This window comes from Mesorhizobium sp. KR2-14, assembly GCF_040049255.1.
GTDB lineage: Bacteria > Pseudomonadota > Alphaproteobacteria > Rhizobiales > Rhizobiaceae > Pseudaminobacter.
On sequence record NZ_JBDZDR010000005.1, the window covers coordinates 285,042 to 299,556 of the forward strand.

At 64.5% G+C, this 14,515-nt stretch carries 15 protein-coding genes and 2 pseudogenes; 4 read left to right on the forward strand and 13 right to left on the reverse strand.

The window, feature by feature from the left end; all coding sequences use genetic code 11:
- Positions 1-147: 147 nt before the first annotated feature.
- Together rnk and ABLE86_RS15690 are read left to right on the forward strand one after the other, a co-directional pair.
- A complete protein-coding gene (rnk, locus tag ABLE86_RS15685; RefSeq protein WP_348779884.1) occupies positions 148-588 on the forward strand; it encodes a nucleoside diphosphate kinase regulator in 441 nt (146 codons plus the stop codon).
- A gap of 180 nt (positions 589-768) precedes the next feature.
- Positions 769-1,332, forward strand: coding sequence for a GreA/GreB family elongation factor (locus ABLE86_RS15690; RefSeq protein ID WP_348779885.1), 564 nt, complete (start codon positions 769-771; stop codon positions 1,330-1,332).
- A gap of 60 nt (positions 1,333-1,392) precedes the next feature.
- On the opposite strand, the gene ABLE86_RS15695 is transcribed toward ABLE86_RS15690, so the two are convergent.
- The 3 genes from ABLE86_RS15695 to ABLE86_RS15705 form a co-directional block, all read right to left on the reverse strand.
- Positions 1,393-1,785, reverse strand: coding sequence for a hypothetical protein (locus ABLE86_RS15695; protein WP_348779886.1), 393 nt, complete (start codon positions 1,783-1,785; stop codon positions 1,393-1,395).
- 295 nt (positions 1,786-2,080) lie between these two features.
- Positions 2,081-2,389 (reverse strand): hypothetical protein, encoded by a 309-nt coding sequence (locus tag ABLE86_RS15700; protein ID WP_348779887.1) that lies wholly within the window; start codon positions 2,387-2,389, stop codon positions 2,081-2,083.
- 387 nt (positions 2,390-2,776) lie between these two features.
- Positions 2,777-2,917, reverse strand: coding sequence for a hypothetical protein (locus ABLE86_RS15705; RefSeq protein WP_348779888.1), 141 nt, complete (start codon positions 2,915-2,917; stop codon positions 2,777-2,779).
- A gap of 34 nt (positions 2,918-2,951) precedes the next feature.
- On the opposite strand from ABLE86_RS15705, the pseudogene ABLE86_RS15710 reads away from it, so the two are divergent.
- Positions 2,952-3,206: pseudogene (locus ABLE86_RS15710) on the forward strand (diguanylate cyclase); the annotation flags it as partial.
- Positions 3,207-3,483: 277 nt separating this feature from the next.
- Here ABLE86_RS15710 and ABLE86_RS15715 read toward each other — a convergent pair.
- On the reverse strand, positions 3,484-3,705 hold the full coding sequence (locus tag ABLE86_RS15715) for a hypothetical protein (RefSeq protein ID WP_348779889.1): 222 nt from the start codon (positions 3,703-3,705) through the stop codon (positions 3,484-3,486).
- 223 nt (positions 3,706-3,928) lie between these two features.
- Here ABLE86_RS15715 and ABLE86_RS15720 point away from each other — a divergent pair, with 223 nt between their 5' ends.
- Entirely contained in the window at positions 3,929-4,405 is a 477-nt protein-coding gene (locus ABLE86_RS15720) for a nucleoside deaminase (RefSeq protein WP_348779890.1), read from the forward strand.
- A gap of 956 nt (positions 4,406-5,361) precedes the next feature.
- Here the strand turns inward: ABLE86_RS15720 and ABLE86_RS15725 are convergent.
- The 9 genes and pseudogenes from ABLE86_RS15725 to ABLE86_RS15765 form a co-directional block, all read right to left on the reverse strand.
- Positions 5,362-6,813 (reverse strand): NAD-dependent succinate-semialdehyde dehydrogenase, encoded by a 1,452-nt coding sequence (locus ABLE86_RS15725; RefSeq protein WP_348779891.1) that lies wholly within the window; start codon positions 6,811-6,813, stop codon positions 5,362-5,364.
- Between the two features lie 170 nt (positions 6,814-6,983).
- On the reverse strand, positions 6,984-7,760 hold the full coding sequence (locus tag ABLE86_RS15730) for an alpha/beta hydrolase (protein WP_348779892.1): 777 nt from the start codon (positions 7,758-7,760) through the stop codon (positions 6,984-6,986).
- A 10-nt stretch (positions 7,761-7,770) separates the two neighbouring features.
- A pseudogene (locus ABLE86_RS15735) lies at positions 7,771-7,992 on the reverse strand (2-hydroxymuconate tautomerase); the annotation flags it as partial.
- A gap of 83 nt (positions 7,993-8,075) precedes the next feature.
- Positions 8,076-9,089: a flavin reductase family protein gene (locus ABLE86_RS15740; protein WP_348779893.1), complete on the reverse strand. Its 1,014-nt coding sequence runs from the start codon at positions 9,087-9,089 to the stop codon at positions 8,076-8,078.
- Positions 9,090-9,163: 74 nt separating this feature from the next.
- Positions 9,164-10,201: an LLM class flavin-dependent oxidoreductase gene (locus ABLE86_RS15745; RefSeq protein ID WP_348779894.1), complete on the reverse strand. Its 1,038-nt coding sequence runs from the start codon at positions 10,199-10,201 to the stop codon at positions 9,164-9,166.
- 178 nt (positions 10,202-10,379) lie between these two features.
- Positions 10,380-11,399, reverse strand: a complete 1,020-nt coding sequence (locus ABLE86_RS15750; protein ID WP_348779895.1) for a glycine betaine ABC transporter substrate-binding protein — start codon at positions 11,397-11,399, stop codon at positions 10,380-10,382.
- A gap of 32 nt (positions 11,400-11,431) precedes the next feature.
- Entirely contained in the window at positions 11,432-12,658 is a 1,227-nt protein-coding gene (locus tag ABLE86_RS15755; protein ID WP_348779896.1) for an ABC transporter permease subunit, read from the reverse strand.
- A gap of 7 nt (positions 12,659-12,665) precedes the next feature.
- Positions 12,666-13,760 carry a betaine/proline/choline family ABC transporter ATP-binding protein gene (locus ABLE86_RS15760; RefSeq protein ID WP_348779897.1) on the reverse strand — a complete coding sequence of 365 codons (1,095 nt, stop codon included), beginning with the start codon at positions 13,758-13,760 and terminating at the stop codon, positions 12,666-12,668.
- 88 nt (positions 13,761-13,848) lie between these two features.
- Positions 13,849-14,370: a flavin reductase family protein gene (locus tag ABLE86_RS15765; RefSeq protein WP_348779898.1), complete on the reverse strand. Its 522-nt coding sequence runs from the start codon at positions 14,368-14,370 to the stop codon at positions 13,849-13,851.
- Between the last annotated feature and the right edge of the window lie 145 nt (positions 14,371-14,515).

The following is a 14,515-nucleotide window of genomic DNA, read 5'->3' on the forward strand; positions in this document are numbered from 1 at the left end:
CCATGCGCCCCCGAGCCGCGGGGTATATGGCAATTTTGCAGGGTTTTTCTGCAAGCGGCGCTCCAACAAATCAACTATCGCCAAACCGGCAGCCGCATGTCGCAGCCTCTGAGGGGCTCCGTGGGCGGTCACAAGCATGGGTGTAAAATGCAAGAAAAGACCAAGGCCAAGCGCAAGCCGGCCATCAAGATCGGCGCCACGGACCACGCCAAGCTGCTGGCTTTCGCTTCCGCCATGGAAAGCCGCAATCCCGAAATGGCCGAAGAGCTGTTCCTGGAGCTCGACCGGGCCCGGGTAGTGGCCGACGGCTCGATCTCCGAAGACGTGGTCCAGATGGGTTCCACCGTCACCTTCAAGCCGGACACCGGCGAGGCCAAGACCGTGACGCTGGTGTTCCCGGGCGATGCGGATATCGCGCAGGGCAAGATTTCGATCTTCACGCCCATCGGCACGGCGCTGATCGGCCTGACCAAGGGCCAGGCGATCATGTGGACCGCGCGCGACGGCCGCACGCATCAGCTCGAAGTGCTCGAGGTGCATCACGCAGGCGCGGCCGCGCCGGCGACCGCCACTTCCGGCGGAAACTGAGGGCAAGGCGGACCATTCGTTCGGAGCCGGGTGATGAACAGCACAGGCAATCTCATCGCAGGAGTCTAGCCCCTGCGCCGGCGGCGTCATCGCAAGGTCCGGCTCAGGGGAGAACTTCCGCATGCAAGATCAACGCTTGATGCCGAGGCCGCCCCGAAAACGGTCCGGCGGGGGCCTGCCATGTCGAACACGGATGATTGTCAGCTGACGACCAAGGACTACACCCTGCTGGAGGCGATGCTGGAGCGCCACCCGGGGCACGACGATCCGATGCGGGAGATTCTCAGGCGCAAGATCGATGCGGCAAGGGTGGTGTTTCGCGACGATGTCGAGCCCGCGGTCGTCACCTTGAGCAGCCGCGTGACCTATACGGTGGATGGCGGCCCCGCCGAGACCCGGATCGTGGCGAGCGACGCCATGAGGGGAATGGTGGGGGCGGTGATTTCGATCGGCAGCCCGCGCGGCCTGGCGCTGCTCGGGCTTGCCGAGGGCCAGTCCATGACCATTCCTCGTGCCGACGGCGGTCAGGAAACCATCACGGTGCGCGAGGTCGTCTACCAGCCCGAACAGGCCAGGCGCGAGGCCGAAAGCAAGACAGTCGAGGTCGAGACGGGCACGCCCCGATCACGCGGCTCGTTCCTGCGGCTGGTCCACAGCGCGGACGACGTCCCCGCAAGCCCGAAACGCGCAAGCCCGTCGCCCTTCGATGGCGGCCCGGACGACCCCGGACCCTCGGCTGCCTGACGCCGGGCCGAACCCGCCCCACGACATGACCCGAAAAAACAGGGTGGGGAAGCCCTGCGGCTATTGCTTGTCGCAGGTGGTGGCCGAATAGTTGCCGCTCGCCTCGCGCATGATGATGTCGAAGGAGGCGGCCTGCTTGCTGTTTTTCGTGACCTGCGTGATGTCCACCGAATTGCCGCCCGAGGTGAAACCGCCGAGCGGGCCGAGCCAGGTGACCTCGCCTTCCGGGCTCAACTCGTATTTGTAGGGTTCTGGCGGCGCCCCGAAGTGAAAGGGGCCACGATAGGTGTCGCCTTCAATGACGATGTCGCCAAGGTGAATGAACACGCCCAGCGCATAGACTTCGCAATGATAGGTGCCATTGGCCAGCTGGTTCGGCGCGGGGTCCGCGACGGCGGGCTGCGCCAATGCAGCGCCAAGCATGAGGAAGGCCGGGAAAATGCGTCTGGGCATGCTGCGGCTACAGGATGCGGCCGGGCGCCATGGGCCCCTCTGCCGCCCGGCAGGGGCGAGGCAGAGCGCCGCCAGGATGCTTTGCCGGCGCCGGAGGCGTCGTGTTCAGGGGAATGCCACGCGGAGCTGCCATGGATGATCGCCCGGAATCAGAACGCGCCTTGCCGTTCGCCGCGATCGAAACGTCCTGCAATCTCCATGCCTTCCCTCCCATTCGCCGCCCGCGGCCGTGTGCCCGGGCGCAGGGCCAAGAAAGCATCATCGGCCGCGCTCGGCAAGAGCGCCGGAGGCCCGGCTACATCTGATCGTTATAGGGTTCCTTGGTCTGGCCGACCATCTTGGCGAGCTGCGAGAAAGTGGGCAGGTCTTGCTGCGCCCGCGGGTTGTTGGCCAGCTGCAGGAGCCGGATGGGGAAGCATACGGCATCCCGGTTGGCGGGCGACAAATCCTCCACGATGCGGTCGTCTCCGGTGGCGATGGCCTCGGCGCGACGGAGCGCGAGGCCGATTTCCTCGGTTGTCAGGAGGCCCTTGGCGACCAGCGCCTCATTGATGGCGGCAAGCGCGAGATAGAGGCCTTCGAGTTGCAGGTTGGCGGTGTTCATGGCTGCGTCCGGGACAGGGGTTGCGACAAAGCCTAACGCCCGTGTCGCCAATCCGATCCCCAGCGCATCGCAAAACGCCAACGGTGCTGCATAACTACTACGCCTACGAGGAGGCACGCGGAAGCGCGAGAAAGAGGGGTGCCAAGCGCCCATTCCGTTTGATTAACCATCGGGCGACGGCTCAGTTGTGTCTTGCTCGTGATACAACTAGAAGGCTTGCGAGAAGATTGTTGTTCTAAAACAAAATCCGAACGGACGCGACGGTTTGTCGGAAATTTTCGGAAATGACGTTTTGCAGTTCACCGGTTTCGCGCCGAGGAAATCTAAAATTATTCCATCGTAATCCCGTATATTTCGACCGGCCAGACTAATGAATTTCCCATCCCGTTACGTCGTGACGAGAACGATCTTGATTTCGCTGGCCGCAGCATCGATCTCCATCTCCGTCTCTACCGGAATGAGGATGGCGGTCGGCGCGAAAGCCGATACGATCACCATAATCGTCAGGTTTATCCTTCCGTTCGTCATCGCCATTCCGCTCGGTGGGATGCTGTTCACGAAGATGGAGCGGCTGAACAATTCCTACCGGACCCTGATCAGGCAGGCCAACGACCTGGCCAGAAGGGCCAATACCGATCCCCTGACCGGGCTTCTGAACAGGTCAAGCTTCATCGAGCAATTCGAGTTGGCGATGCGGCACGGCATCAAGGGCGTATTCGTGCTCGTAGACCTCGACTACCTGAAGCGCATCAATGACAGTTTCGGTCATCTGGCGGGCGACGACGCGATCGTCGAAACATCGAAGGCGCTTGTGGCCGCCCTGGGCAATTGCGACCTGGTCGCCAGAATTGGCGGCGACGAGTTTTGCGCCTTCGTCAGGCTGGAGGGCAAGCTTTTCCCGAAGGACCTGGTCCGAGGCAGCAGTCGCGAAGGTGGCCGTGACGACAGGCTCGGAAACGCCGGTCGAGGTCTCGGTCACCTGCGGCTATTCCGCGTGCAGGTCTGGCATGAGCTTCCGGGACGCGCTGGAGGAGGCCGACCGCGCTCTCTACGAGAACAAGCGCCGGCGCTCCCCGCTCACTGCGTAGCTGCAATCACTTGCAGGCGGAAAGTTCCTTCAGCGCCCGTTCCGCATTCGCCTTGTTTGCATAGGGCTTGGTTCCCACGTCCGTCAGACTCTTGCCGTCGGGTTTCCTTTCCACGATCTGGCACCGATTCGAAGCGGGATCCTTGGCGACCCAATATTGGTTCGCCGCAAGTGCGGGAATTGCAAAGACGGCGACGAGCGAAGCCGCGGCCACGACTTTTCCAATCATGACATCCTCCGACTGATCCTGGTGTGTGCCCCACGCGTTTCTTGAGCTAGAGCAGCCTCGTGCATTTTCACGCCAAGGCGGCGATCGATCACCATCATTTGATCCCGACCGGAGGGTTTACGCATGGCGCGCAGAAGCGCTAACCAGATGCGACCGATACGGGCGGCGGGCAGCGCGCGGCTGCGAGAAAGTATTGTCAGGTGAAAGCAAGGGACGGCGCTTAATGACCGACATCGACAAATTCCTGGATGAGGCCATCGCTCTCGCCTTTGCCAATGTCGAGCAGGGCGGGCGGCCCTTCGGCGCGGTTGTGGTCAAGGACGGCGAGGTGATCGCGCGCGGGGTGAACCGCATCCAGGCCGACAACGACCCCACGGCCCATGCCGAACTGCTAGCCCTCAGGGCCGCCGGAAGCGCGCTGGGGTCGCCGCGCCTCGACGACTGCACCGTCTATGCAAGCGGACAGCCGTGCCCGATGTGCATGGCCGCCATGCGGATGGCCGGGATTGGAGACATCGTGTTTGCCTATTCGAACGAACAGGCCGAGCCCTTCGGCCTATCCACGGCGGGCATCGCCGCCGAGCTGTCGCAGCCGCTGGAGAAACAGGGCTGGGCCTCGATCACTCACCGCCCTCGCCAGACCGAGGGCGACGGCCAGCTCTACCGCGCATGGCAGACGCGCGCCGCATCCAGAAGCTAGAAATGTCGCGAAACCCGCGGCACGGGCCAGTTGCAGCTTTCGCTGGCAATCGTGACGGCACCGGACCCTCTGCCGCGGCCTTAACAGTCGGGGGCGCTTGCGGCCCTTATGCAGGGCGGCGGCTTCCTGATCGCGATATTCGGTCCGTTCGCCATGCGCTGCTGCACGGCCGGAGCGGAAGCTTTGGCAGCGGCTGGACCATGTATCTCGCCTGCATCTTCGGCCTTGCCTCCTTGGTCATTCCCGGGATCGCACTCGACCATTTCGAGTAGGCGCGGCAGCATAGCTACCGGCGTGGCCTTCCCGACTTCAGGCGGGGCGCCTCGGTCTGGCTGTGAGCTGTCGATCATGAACCTGCGTGCCGGAAAGCCCCTTCGCGAGGCACTGCGGCAACCGGTCAAAAGGGGGGGCTGCGACTAGGCTCTGTGGCGCTCTCGAGGCGGGCTGAGGTCCAAATGGCACATCGCGGTCGATACGTTCGGTCGCGCTGTGCGCTTCGCCAGTGAAAGCTGGCGATCCCCCTGCTGACCGGACCACCCAGAGGATCGCCAACAGCAATGTGCTGCAGCTGTTTTCTGCTTTGGCGCCGCCACGCTGATTCTCGCGGCGCTCGGCGAAAATTACTGGTGGAGCCCACCTCATCCGTTGCGGAGCGTCGCCGGCACGTCAGGCTTAGCAAACTTCACGAACTGTCCCTCCTCAAGTTTGAACTCGGAATTGTCGGACGGCTCACGAATGGGGTTCGGAACATCGCTCACTGAACGCGCTGCGACGCTGGTCGGGCCCACAATCACTTCGTTCGATTAGGGCAGGATGTGTACGGGGCGAACCCGACGCTGGACGAACTGGCCGGGCGTCGAGGTTCGGGTCACGTCGCGTTTGGGGCGGCGAACGGACTGTCAGCTTCTGGGTTGCGCGACCCGAAAGCTGCATCGCGGGGCTGCCGACACGCCGCGTCAGCTCGCGCTGACGGTCACGAACTTGGTGATGAGGTAGGCTTCGGTCGCTTCCGAGCCGCCCTCGACGCCGTAGCCGGAATCCTTGATGCCGCCGAACGGTACCTCGGGCAGCGACAGGCCGATGTGGTTGATGGTGGTCATGCCGGCCTCGATCTCGGTCGACAGGCGATGCTCGGCTTCCAGCGAGCTGGTGAAGGCATAGGCCGCCAGGCCGAACGGCAGGCGGTTGGCCTCGGCGATCGCCTCGTCCAGCGTGTCGATGCGGTTGATGATCGCCAGCGGACCGAACGGCTCCTCGTTCATCACCCGGGCGTCGGTGGGCACGTTGGCGAGCACGGTCGGCTCGAAGAAGTTGCCGGTGTTGCCGATGCGGCGGCCGCCGGTTCGGAGCTCCGCACCCCTGTCGACGGCATCCTGGATCAGCGCCTCCAGCGCCGGGATGCGCCGCTCATTGGCCAGCGGCCCCATCTGCGTGTCCGCCTCGAGGCCGTTGCCAACCCTGGTGGCGCGGAAGGTGTCGACGAAGCCGTCGACGAAGCCGTCGAAGGCGTTGCGCTGGACCAGGAAGCGGGTCGGCGAGATGCAGACCTGGCCGGCATTGCGCAGCTTCGAGCCCGCCAGCGACTTGACCGCCTTGGCGAGATCGGCGTCGTCGAGCACGATGGCCGGGGCATGGCCGCCCAGTTCCATGGTCGCCCGCTTCATGTGCAGGCCGGCGAGTGCCGCCAGCTGCTTGCCGATCGGCGTCGAGCCGGTGAACGAGATCTTGCGGATCACCGGATGCGGGATGAGATATTCCGAGATCTCGGCCGGCACGCCGAACACCAGGCCGATGACGCCGGCGGGCACGCCGGCGTCCTGGAAGGCACGGATCAGCTCGGCCGGCGACGCCGGGGTCTCCTCGGGCGCCTTGACGATGATCGAGCAGCCGGTGGCCAGCGCCGCCGAAAGCTTGCGCACCACCTGGTTGATCGGGAAATTCCACGGCGTGAAGGCGGCGACCGGGCCGACCGGCTCCTTGGTCACGACCTGGCGCACATTGGCGGCGCGGGCCGGCACGATCTGACCATAGCTGCGGCGCGCCTCCTCCGCGAACCAGTCGATGATGTCGGCCGCGGCCATGATCTCGACGCCGGCCTCGGCGAGCGGCTTGCCCTGCTCGCGCGTCATCAGCCAGGCGATCTGGTCCTTGCGGGCGCGCAGGAGGTCGGCCGCCCGGCGCATGATCTTGGCGCGTTCGAACGCCGACACCTTGCTCCAGGTCGCGAAGCCGCGCTCTGCCGCCGCCAGGGCAGCATCGAGGTCCTCGCGCACGGCATGGGCGACGGTGCCGATCTCGTCACCCGTCGCCGGATCCATGACGGGAATGGTGCGGCCGCCCCGGCCGTCGCGCCATTCGCCGTCGATCAGCAGCTTGGTGTCGGTATAGGTGTAGGCGGCTTCGGCCATCGGCAGGGTCTCCATGTGTGTTGGCGTCGTTGCGACGAAGTCGGCGGGAAGTGGCGCTTATCGAGCCGGTCGGTTTGTGTTCATTTGCGGGATCGAGGCCCGCATAGCCTGCAACCGGCGTAACGAACAGCACCTGCCGCGGAACACCCCGCGGCAGGCGCGTGCTGCCGTCAGGAATGGGCCAGCAGGAACTGCCGGACCGGCGGCGCGACGCGGTCGGGCGCCTCGATCAGGATGGCGTGCTTCAGGCCGTCCAGGATCACCAGTTCCGAGTTCGGCAGCGCGTCGGCGATCTGCTTGTTGAGGCGCGGGTTGCAGCCGCCGTCGAGCTCGCCGGTCAGCACCAGCGAGGGAGCCGTCACCTCGTGCAGCCAGGGGCTCATCTCCGTCTCGGCATAGATGTCGAAGACGTTGAGGAACACCTCGCCGGGCGTGTCCATCACCTGCTGCTTGCGCCACTCGATGACGTCCGGGTGCTCTGCCGCGAACTCGTCGGTGAACCAGCGGGCCGTCAGCGTATCGAGCACCTGGCCGATGCCGCGTTCGCGCATGGCCGCGACCACCGCCTTGACCTTGGCGCTGTCGTCTTCGGTGCGGAAGGCGGCCGTCGACAGGAGCCCGAGCGAGATCACCCGCTGCGGAAAGCGCCGGGCGTAGGCCGGCCCGATCATGCCGCCGAGCGAATGCCCGGCGAAATGCGCCCGTTCGATGCCAAGCTTGGCGCGCAGGTGCTCCAGATCGTCGACGAGATCGTCGAGACCGAAGCGTCCCGAGGGCACCGGCGAGTCGCCATGGCCGCGCAGGTCATAGGAGATACAGGTGAAGCTGTCCTTCAGCTGCTCGACGAGCTTCGCCCAGCCGGCACGGCGCGCGCCAATGCCATGGATCAGAAAGAGGGCAGGCCCACTGCCCTCGATGGAGTGCACGCAGTCTATTGCGTTGCTCATTGTGCCCGCCTCAATTGCTTCCGGCTGGCTTGGCGTCGGGATAGAGGTCCGAGCACAGCTCGCCGCCGACGCCCCAGTTGCCCTTCTCCACGTCCTCGATGATGATGTGGACCGACTGGGGCTTGCCACCGCAGACGTTCACGAAGCTGTCCGTCAGCGCCTTGACCAGCTGGCGCTTCTGGTCGGCCGTGCGGCCGCTGAACATTTCAACTTTGATGACCGGCATTTCTTCAGTTCTCCGTTTTCGAGGTAGGGATCAGGCGGCGGACCGTTTCCGCACGCCAGAGAGTTGCGTCGAGGGTCGGCGGCGCGTGCCTATTGAGCCGCGGCCCCGCTTTCAGGCCGCCACTCGGCCCAGGGGCGCGGCCTGCTGCCGATAGGCGCGACCCGGCCGCCATCGGCGGTGTCGTAGTAGATGCCGAAGCAGCCCGCCGCCCTCTCGCGGAAAAAGCGCTGCAGCATGCCCTGCATCATCGTGCCCCTGACCAGGGTCCAGGGCTCGTCCTCGACGCCGAAGGAGGCGGTCTGCGTGCCGTCGTCCAGGCTGCCGCAGCTGAAAGCCGCCGTCGCCTCGGTGGTGAAAACCATGGTGGTGTGAGCCTCCCCCTCCTCCTGGAAGACCGAATAGAGGAAGGACGGACTGGCGGTGATTCCAAGCCGGGCGAAAATCTTGCCGATGAGGGTGCTGTGCTGCTCGCCGGCCTTGAGCGGCGCGCTCGGCACCTCCCAATGCGCCGCGCCGGCGCGGCGGCAGAGCACCACGCGGCCGTCATGCTCCAACAGGCCGCCGACCTGAAGCGGCACTGCCAGCTGCTCGAGTGTCTGGACTGCCAGGCCGAAGCCGACATAGCCACCGCGGAAATAGCCCAGCGGCTGGCCGACCGCGGTGCGGAATTCGGTGACGGCACCGATCAGGATGAGATGATCGCCGGCGTCGACGAGCTGGCGGCGCTCGCAGACCATGTTGGCGAGGCTGCCCTCGAGCACCGGCGGGGTTGCCGGCGTGAGCGTGTCCAGCGCCGCCTCCTTGGCCGGGCTGCGCGAGGCGAAGGTGGCGGAAAGATCGCGCTGCCCGTCGCCAAGGATGTTGACGCTGAACCGGTCGGCCCGGCTGAAGACGCCGGCGCTGGCCGCCGCCTTGGCCAGGCAGACAAGGATCAGCGGCGGGTCGAGCGAAACCGAGGTGAAGGAGTTTGCCGTGAATGCGCTCGGCGCGCCGTTCTCGTCCCGCGCCGCCACCACGGTGACACCGGTCATGAACGAACCCAGCATGTCGCGGAAGGCGCGGCGATCGCAGCTCTGCGCATCCACCCAGACGTCATGCGACATTTATCCCTCCTCCGAACAACTCGGCGCGTGGCGCGAGCGACGGCAATTGCCGGCTCGCGCACGCTTGGCCCTGATCAGGCAGCGCGCTTGGCCGAAGCCGAGATGTGCGGCATCACCTCGCTGGCGAAGCGCTCCATGGCCTCCAGCGATTCCTGATGGGTCTCGCCGATGTTCACGTTCATGATGAAATCGTCGATGCCCAGTTCGGCATATTGGGAAACGCGGTCGACCATTTCCGAGGCCGTGCAGATGATGAGGTTCTGCGACAGCTCCTCGATGGTCTGCTTCTGCGGCAGCGACTTGATGACGCCGTTCTCGACGATGCCGGGGCCGGTGAACACGTTGTTGAAGCGGCCGTAATACTCATAGGCGAGCTCGGTCTTGCGCTTCACGTCGGCGTCGTCCTTGGCAAGCAGGCAGACCCGCGACAGCGCCAGCCGCAGGTGCTTGCCCTGCTCGCCCAGCTCGGCCTTGCCGCGATGGAACGCGTCGATCTGGGCCTTCATCTTCTCCAGGGTGGCGTCGAGCGGCGTGGTCTGGATGTGGAAGCCGCGCTTGACGGAGGCGTAGATGGCCTCGGGGATCAGCGCCGCCATCATCAGCTGCGGCATCGGCTTGGTGACCGGACGCGGCATGACGGTGATGGGATCGAACTTGTAGTACTTGCCGTCCCACGACACCTCTTCCTGCGTGAAGAGCGCGATGAGCAGGTTCAGCGATTCATCGAACTTCTCGCGCGAGTTTTCGATGGGCGTGCCCATGCGGCCCATCTCGTAGGCAAAGGCGCCGCGGCCGACGCCGATGATGAGGCGCCCCTCGCACAGGATATCGGCCTGGACGGCCTGGCCGGCGAAGACGCGCATGTCGTGCAGCGGCAGCACCGAAACCGAGGTGACGATTTCCACCCGCGACGTCACGCTGGCGACCTTGACGGCCATCTGCAGCGGGTCCGGCACCAGCAGGATGTTGATGAGGTGGTGCTCGGGGATGGTCACCCCGCGATAGCCGAGACGATCGGCGAGCACCGCCTGCTCGATCATGTCGGCATAGAGGCGGTCGCCCCCATACGCCGGGTCCGGATAGTACGACGACAGAAAGTGATTGAACTCCACGAGGCGTCTCCAAATTGAATTGGAGGCAATATGCCATGACACATCAGTTTACGAAATCAAATTATATTGGCAATATTATTCGTATAATCCGAATTTTATCGGTGAATATACGCAAACGAAAAAAGCCGCCACGCGAATGCATGGCGGCTATTGCTTCAAGCAGTCTCAGGCTTGGGCTTTACTCGCCGGTCCAGGACTTGACGCGGTCCGGATGGGCTTCGACCCATTCCTTGGCAACCACGGCGGGGTCCTTCTTGTCGACCGACATGGAATAGATCCACGCGCCCACTTCCTCGGGCTCGATTGCCACCTTGGAGAGGAACTTGGCGATCTCGGGCGCGCGCTCCTCGAGCGAAGCCGAATAGGCGATGTAGATCGGCTGCGGCGGCGTCGCGCAGGTGATCTTGCTTTCGCTCAGCCAGTTGGCGGATTCCTTGGGGTCGACATATTTGTAGCAACCGTCGGGATTGTAGTCCGCCTCGCCCTTCTTCGAGTCCATCGCGTAGCCGTTGAAGGCCGGCTCCTCGAGCTTGGTCAGGTCATAGGCCTGGTGCAGCGCTTCCGGCTTCCAGTAGTAGAACAGGACGCCGGTCTTCTTCTGGAACGCGGTGGCGATCTGCGCCTTGATGAGCGCATCGGAAGCCACGATCGGATCGTAGAGCTCCTCAAGGCCGTAGCTCACTGCCTTGACGCGGTAGATGTTGGTGACGCCCCAGCCGGGGCCGCCCGGCCAATAGTCGCCGCGCCCGTCGCCGTTGATGTCGAACAGCTTGGCGATCTCGGGCTTCTTGAGGTCCTCGATGGACTTGATGCCGTACTGCTGCGCGATGAAGGTGGGAATGTAGAACCCGTCGGTCGCGTTGTAGGGCTTCTCGTTGAGGCGTACCTTCTTCTCCTCGGTGACGAACTTGTCGATGTTCGTCTGCTGCGCGCCGGACCAGACGGCCGGATGCACGTCGACCGAACCGTCGCCCTTGGCCATGGCCGCGAACACGGCAGTCTGGTCGGCGGTGATGAGTTCGACATCCGCCCCGTATTTCTGGGTCAGGATTTCCTTCAGCACCGCGTTGACCACGCGCGGCTCGTCCCAGGTCAGGTCCGCCAGGACGACCTTGGTGCCGGCATTGGCAAAGCCACTCTGCGTGAAGCTGAACGCTGTTGCCAGCGCCAGTCCACATACCCAATTTCTAAGATTCATAGCTTCCTCCCTGTGATTGTGAAAACCGCGACCTATCCGCGGTCGGTTTCGCGCTTGCCGACCAGTCGATCGAAAAGAATTGCGCAGAAGACGATGCCGAGCCCGGCGAGGATGCCTTCGCCGTACTGGACGTTTTGAAGAGCAAAGAGCACGTTGTAGCCAAGGCCGCCGCCGCCGATCAGGGCCGCGATCACCACCATCGACAGGCACATCATGATCGTCTGGTTGATGCCGGCGCGGATCGAGGGCAGCGCCAGCGGCAGCTCGGCCTTGAGCATCGTCTGCAACGGCCGGGCGCCATGGGCGAGCATCGCCTCCTTGACGTAGACCGGCACCTGCTCGATCCCCAGGCAGGTGAGCCTGATCAGCGGCGGAACGGCGAAGATGACCGTTGCGATCAGCGCCGGCGGCTTGCCGATTGAGAAGAAGGCCACGGCCGGCAGCAGATAGACGAAGCTCGGCATGGTCTGCATCAGGTCGAGCAAGGGCGAGACCACTGCGCGGGCAAGCCTGTTCTTGGCCATGAGAATGCCCGTGGGAATGCCGATCAGGATGCAGACGCAGAGAGACGCCAGAACCAGTGCTGAGGTGGCGATCGCCTCGCTCCAGTAGCCGAACAGGCCCAGATAGCCGAGCGCGACCCATGCCAGCGCAAGCAGCCCTATCCCGCCACGGCGCCAGGCGAGCAGGCCCGTGACGGCGAACACGACCGGCCAGGGCGTCATGGTCAGCAAGGCTTCGAGCGAGGTGAGCAGGCCGAGAAGCGTACGCGTGATGATCCGGAACACGCTGTCGCCCTGCGCGGTCAGGAACATGACGGCCTGGTCGATGCCTTGCGCCGTCGTGCCGCGCAGGGACTGGACGGAGGGGAAGCGCGCAAGCGACGCTGCCACAGGCAGGGCCGAGTTGGCGACGAAGATCGCGGCCAAGGCGATGCAATAGACCGCGAGCCCGAGCAGGCGGTGCAAAACCTCGCCACGCTGGCGCTCCTGCGCAGATGCCCGGCGCCCGCTCCAGGCGACCCATGCGATTGCCGCCGCGCGCCCGACCACCAGCGACGCCAGCGCCAGGAAGTAGCGGCCTTGCGCCGCAAGCCCCGCAGCAAGGCCATCCGACAAAAGATAGATCGCGAGAGCGGAATTCGGGCGCGGACTGGAGGCCAGCAGCGGACCAACCAGCATGTCGAGGCCAATGGGGGCGCCAGCCGGCTTGCCAGGCGCCACGGTGGCGCCCTCCGATTCAACGGTTTGATGCTTCATCGCCATCCTACTCCCGACCAGCCCGGATCGCCTTCAAGATCTCACGCACACCAACCACCCCGGCAATGGAGCCGCCATCCTCGATGACCACCGGCCGCTCGTGCTTCAGCTGAAGCTGGATGAGCTCGTCCAGATCGGCGTCCGGGTGGACTCTCGGCCAGTCGGCCGTGGAGCCGGCTTCAGCCGAGGCACCGGGGCGGGTGTATTCCTCCAGCGGCACCATCACGCGCTCGGCCTTGACCAGGTGCACCTTGGAGATGCCCTCGACGAACTGCGCGACATAATCGTCGGCCGGCGACATGACGATCTCTTCCGGCGTGCCGATCTGCACGATCTTGCCGTCGCGCATGATCGCGATGCGGTCGCCGATGCGGATGGCTTCCTCCAGATCGTGCGTGATGAACAGCGCGGTCTTGTCCAAAGTCTTCGTAAGCCGCCGGAACTCGGTCTGAAGCTGTCGCCGGATCAACGGATCGAGCGCGCTGAACGGCTCGTCCATGAGAAGGATGCTGGCATCCGCGGCCAGGGCGCGGGCAAGGCCCACGCGCTGCTGCATTCCACCGGAGAGCTCCTTGGGATAGCGGTCTTCCCAGCCGCGCAGGCCGACGATCTCCAGCGTGCGCCGCACTTCCTGCTCGCATTTGGCGGCCTGTTCGCCCCGCAATTCCAGCGGCAGGCGCGTATTCTCCGCAACGGTGCGGTGCGGAAGCAGGGCCACGTTCTGGAACACCATGCCGATCTTGCGGGCGCGTATCTCGCGCAGCGCTGCCGGATCGAGCGCGGCCATGGAGCGGCCCTCGATCTCGACGTCGCCGACAGTCGGTTCGATCAGCCTGTTGATGTGGCGGATCAGGGTGGACTTGCCCGACCCCGACAGCCCCATGATGCAGAAGACCTCGCCGCGCCCGACTTCGAAACTGGCGTTCTGCACCGCAAGCACGCATCCGTGCTCGTTTCGCGCCTCTTCGCGGCCGATCTCGCCGGACAGGATCTTGTCCAGAATTTGCCGGACCTTTTGGCCGTTTCCGAAGACCTTCCACACGTTGCGGCAAGAGACGGCCGCAGAGGTCTCACCATGGGATAAGGATGTTGGCTTCACCATTGGTTCCTTCTCAGCAGCCATAGCGCGAGACCGCCCGTTGGCTTTGCATCAGATGCGCCGGAAGGCGGGGTACAGGCCGCACGCAGCTTCACGCGCGCGCGCCGGCCGCCGCTTCCGGCAGCGGCGCCCAGGTGCCGAATGCACCGCTGCGATAGAGTAAAGCGTCATCATGGTCATTTTCGGGGATGTCGAGCACTTCCCCGATCAGGATGACATGGGTGGCCACGGCATGGCTCGTCACTAGGCGGCACTCGAACGTCATCATGGCATCGTTTAGCACCGGCGCCCCGTTGGCGCCTTTACGCCAGGCGCCAGCCTCGAACCGCTCCTCTCCGATCGCGCCGCCCTCAATCCCGGCGAAGCGTCGCGCCAGGCCGAGTTGCTCGCTTGTCAGCATATTCACCGAGAATGTCCGCCCTTCGCGGATGGCCTTGCAGGTGCCGGTCTCGGCATTAAGGCAGACAAGGATTTGCGGCGGCGCGGCCGAAAGCGAGCAGACAGCCGTCGCGGTTAGGCCGACACGATTTGGCGCCTCGCCAGTGGCGATGACGCACACGCTCGCCGGAAACCTGCGCATGGCCAGCCGGAATTGCTCTGACGTGCAGCTCATGACCTCCCTTTCACACACGACGCGCCGCCCCTGGGGCAACGCCGGGCGCTTGCGCCCTTCACCTCGGGGCTACTCTTGACAGAGAGGCATAATCTCGTAAATCAAAATATTTTAGTTGTAATGTTCGATAATGTCGAACTAAGAT

Coding starts and splice junctions, on each gene's coding strand:
- rnk (WP_348779884.1), top strand. CDS start 148: ATGCAAGAAAAGACCAAGGCCAAGCGCAAGCCGGCCATCAAGATCGGC.
- ABLE86_RS15690 (WP_348779885.1), top strand. CDS start 769: ATGTCGAACACGGATGATTGTCAGCTGACGACCAAGGACTACACCCTG.
- ABLE86_RS15695 (WP_348779886.1), bottom strand. CDS start 1,785: ATGCCCAGACGCATTTTCCCGGCCTTCCTCATGCTTGGCGCTGCATTG.
- ABLE86_RS15700 (WP_348779887.1), bottom strand. CDS start 2,389: ATGAACACCGCCAACCTGCAACTCGAAGGCCTCTATCTCGCGCTTGCC.
- ABLE86_RS15705 (WP_348779888.1), bottom strand. CDS start 2,917: ATGACGAACGGAAGGATAAACCTGACGATTATGGTGATCGTATCGGCT.
- ABLE86_RS15715 (WP_348779889.1), bottom strand. CDS start 3,705: ATGATTGGAAAAGTCGTGGCCGCGGCTTCGCTCGTCGCCGTCTTTGCA.
- ABLE86_RS15720 (WP_348779890.1), top strand. CDS start 3,929: ATGACCGACATCGACAAATTCCTGGATGAGGCCATCGCTCTCGCCTTT.
- ABLE86_RS15725 (WP_348779891.1), bottom strand. CDS start 6,813: ATGGCCGAAGCCGCCTACACCTATACCGACACCAAGCTGCTGATCGAC.
- ABLE86_RS15730 (WP_348779892.1), bottom strand. CDS start 7,760: ATGAGCAACGCAATAGACTGCGTGCACTCCATCGAGGGCAGTGGGCCT.
- ABLE86_RS15740 (WP_348779893.1), bottom strand. CDS start 9,089: ATGTCGCATGACGTCTGGGTGGATGCGCAGAGCTGCGATCGCCGCGCC.
- ABLE86_RS15750 (WP_348779895.1), bottom strand. CDS start 11,399: ATGAATCTTAGAAATTGGGTATGTGGACTGGCGCTGGCAACAGCGTTC.
- ABLE86_RS15755 (WP_348779896.1), bottom strand. CDS start 12,658: ATGAAGCATCAAACCGTTGAATCGGAGGGCGCCACCGTGGCGCCTGGC.
- ABLE86_RS15760 (WP_348779897.1), bottom strand. CDS start 13,760: ATGGTGAAGCCAACATCCTTATCCCATGGTGAGACCTCTGCGGCCGTC.
- ABLE86_RS15765 (WP_348779898.1), bottom strand. CDS start 14,370: ATGAGCTGCACGTCAGAGCAATTCCGGCTGGCCATGCGCAGGTTTCCG.